The 3,353-nt window shown below is 34.2% G+C and carries 1 protein-coding gene and 3 pseudogenes; 3 read left to right on the forward strand and 1 reads right to left on the reverse strand.

Annotation, left to right across the window (positions count from 1 at the left end):
• Positions 1-419: 419 nt before the first annotated feature.
• Positions 420-1,148: pseudogene (locus CI949_RS21035) on the forward strand (reverse transcriptase domain-containing protein); the annotation flags it as partial.
• Positions 1,149-1,247: 99 nt separating this feature from the next.
• Here CI949_RS21035 and CI949_RS21040 read toward each other — a convergent pair.
• Positions 1,248-1,647 (reverse strand): annotated as a pseudogene (locus CI949_RS21040) (tyrosine-type recombinase/integrase); the annotation flags it as partial.
• 254 nt (positions 1,648-1,901) lie between these two features.
• Between CI949_RS21040 and CI949_RS21045 the strand changes: the two are divergent.
• Together CI949_RS21045 and CI949_RS18855 are read left to right on the forward strand one after the other, a co-directional pair.
• Positions 1,902-2,594 (forward strand): annotated as a pseudogene (locus CI949_RS21045) (group II intron maturase-specific domain-containing protein); the annotation flags it as partial.
• A 148-nt stretch (positions 2,595-2,742) separates the two neighbouring features.
• Positions 2,743-3,246 carry a GNAT family N-acetyltransferase gene (locus tag CI949_RS18855; protein ID WP_290769262.1) on the forward strand — a complete coding sequence of 168 codons (504 nt, stop codon included), beginning with the start codon at positions 2,743-2,745 and terminating at the stop codon, positions 3,244-3,246.
• The last annotated feature ends 107 nt before the right edge of the window (positions 3,247-3,353 follow it).

Raw genomic sequence — 3,353 nt, forward strand, 5'->3', positions numbered from 1 at the left:
GTTTGCCTGGCATGAATATTTGCTAATCAGTGAAAGTCTGATGTGGGGGTTAATAGTGCCAACCACTAGCTGAAGACAAGGGTGTCCATCGTGAGGTGGAATCTGAAGGAAGTTGGAGGCAAAGCTTTGGTCTGAGGAATACGAACTGTATAAAAGGCATATTCCTGTGGGTGAGCTTGCTAAACAAAGCAAAACCCAAAACTATTCAAGACAGGAAGTGTAAATACAGCAGATAGATGAAGTGAAAGTAAATATTCTTAACCAGGGAAGGTTCTGATAGCATATTGTGGTGATGAATTTCTAAGCAATAAACTCTGCAGTAATGTAAGAGCTAAACTGTCAGAATGCAGCAGAAGTCATAGTAGATTGATGGATATCTACATCAATTGAAGGATGAAACATTAGGAGGTTTCTTAGATTTGAACAACTCGACGGAAACACATAGAAAGCAGACAACTTCATATGAAGGCTGCTCTCAGGAGATAAGGCTGGAAGCTGGAAGTAATGAGAGAGTGCATAGTGTTTTCGCGGCGTTGCCGAAAGTAAGAAACGGTGAAAATGCAGACTCCAGTAATCTGATGGAGAAAATTCTTTCAGCTCCAAATCTTAATAATGCACATAAAAGAGTTGTAAAGAATAAGGGTAGCCATGGAATTGACGGAATGAGTGTAGATGAACTTCTACCCTACCTTAAAAGAAATGGTAATCAACTTTTGAAAGATGTACTGGGAGGTAACTACAAACCACAGGCAGTAAGAAGAGTAGAAATACCCAAGTCCAGTGGTGGAGTAAGACTACTTGGCATTTAGGCAGTAACAGATAGAATGATACAGCAGGCAATAACACAACAGCTGACACCAATATTTGACCCAGAATTTTCAGAATATAGTTACGGGTTCAGACCTGGAAGAAATGCACATCAGGCAGTAAATAAAGCTAAAGAATATATAAATGATGGTTATACATGGGTTGTTGATATAGACCTTGAAAAGTATTTTGATACTGTTCAACATGATAAACTGATGTCTTTAGTAGCCAGAAAAGTGCAGGATAAAAGAGTGCTGAAACTAATAAGAGCTTATCTTAACTCGGGAGTAATGATTGATGGTTTAATCAAGAAAGCAGATGAAGGATGCCCGCAGGGTGGCTTATGCAAAGTAAAATATTATGCAAAGCAACCTAAAAATTAGTTAGTATATAAGGGATCTGTTTCCATTTGCTTTGCATAATATCTGAGATCACTTAAGCTATTTCAAGTTAGATAGCCAGGAAAGTAATTCCGGATCTCTATTCCATTCAGGTAAATCATTTTCAATAATATCTGGATAAGCATTTTCAATGGCTTTCCGTTTAGTTTCCGTATCTGCTCTGGCATAGATTTCTGTAGTCTTGATATCTACATGACCTAAAAAATCACGAATGTAGATTAAATTCACACCTGCCTGCAAAAGATGCATAGCTTTACTGTGACGGAACAATTGTGGATTGTTCTCTAGCTGTTTTTACATATTTGGCAATAATATATGCTACTCCTTCTTTTGTCAGTTTGTTATGCCTGCTATTCATAAACAGGGGATATTTGTTTTTCCACTGAACGTTTAGATTGTTATCAGATATATAAGTCTGCAATAATGCAACGATATTTTTAAATTTGATGCCAGCGATTCCGGTAAAAATTCATGCTGTCTTCTATATACCCAGTTCTTGAGCATTTTCTTTTCAAGCTCTTTTAGCAGCACTTTTAATGGTTTATTTTTGCATATTACATGCCTTCTAAAATAATATTTAGAGTTATTAACTCTTACTATCATTTTGAGGCATTATGCAAAGTAAATCAACTAAAATTTTTGGAATATAAGCAGTTTTTGTTTTTGCTTAGCATAATAACTTACTTTGCATAAGGCGGGCCTTTAAGTCCATTGCTTAGTAACATTATGCTGGATGAGCTGGATAAAGAATTGGAGAAACGCAATCACAAATTCTGTCGCTATGCTGATGATAATCAGATCTATGTTAAAAGTAGGAAAGCGGCTAAAAGAGTTATGAAAAGTCTAACTGTATTTATTGAAAAGAAACTAAAACTTAAAGTTAATACAACAAAAAGTGCAGTCGGCAGACCCTGGAAAAGGAAATTCTTAAGGTTTTCATTTTATCGAATGAAAGGTGAAGTAAGGGGTAGAATCCATCCAAAATCAATCAAGAAAGTCAAAACAAAGATTAAAGAACTCACATCAAGAAGTAAGCCCTGGACAATGAAATACCGCTTTAAGAAATTAAAGCAGACGATTACAGGCTGGGTCAGCTATTATAAAATAGCTGATATGAAAAGCAAGATGAGGGCTCTTGACCAGTGGACAAGACGAAGAATAAGGATGTGCTACTGGAAGCGGTGGGAGAGGGTTAGAACTCGCTTTAAGATGCTCAAGAAACTGGGTATTAAAGAACCTAAAGCTTGGGAATATGCTAACACAAGAAAGGGCTACTGGAGAATATCCAATAGCCCAATACTTGCAAGAACCTTTACCAACCAGCTATTAAAGAAACTGGGATATTTTAGTTTTACGGAAAGATATGCACAAGTAATTAATACTTAATGAACCGCCCAGTACCGAACGGTATGCTGTGGTGGTGTGAGAGGACGGGAAATAATTAATTATTTCCCTCCTACTCGATTAAATATATAAAATTATTACAGATATTAGAAAGCAATTTTTAACGTGACTAATAATTGGAGGCATAAATATGAAGTATAATACAAATATACAAGATTTTAAGATTAGATTTGCAGAAAAAGATGATGTAGCTCTAATTTTAAAATTTATTAAGGAATTAGCTGATTATGAAAAATTATTAGCTCAAGTTGTTGCAACTGAAAATGTACTTTATGAATCACTGTTTATTAAAAAAGAAGCAGAAGTAATAATTGGGGAATATGAGGGAGAAGAGATTGGATTTGCTTTGTTTTTCCAAAATTTTTCAACATTTATTGGTAAAGCTGGATTATATTTAGAAGATTTATATATTAAACTGGAAGTCCGTGGTAAAGGGTTAGGAAAAGAAATGTTATCATTTCTTGCAAAACTTGCTAAAGATAGAGATTGCAAAAGATTTGAATGGTGGTGTTTAGACTGGAATAAATCATCTATTAATTTTTATAAGAGTATTGGTGCTAAACCTATGAAAAATTGGACTGTATATAGACTTAGTGGAGATAATTTAGATAATCTAGCCAAAAATAATAAATAATTTCAAAAAATATTGGTTATAAACATATTTTAAAAATCTTTTGATTAATTATTATTTATTATTTTAGTAATAATTAAATTAACGAGGTGATAATTTTGGAACTAAGC

It is taken from the genome of Halanaerobium sp. (assembly GCF_003070835.1).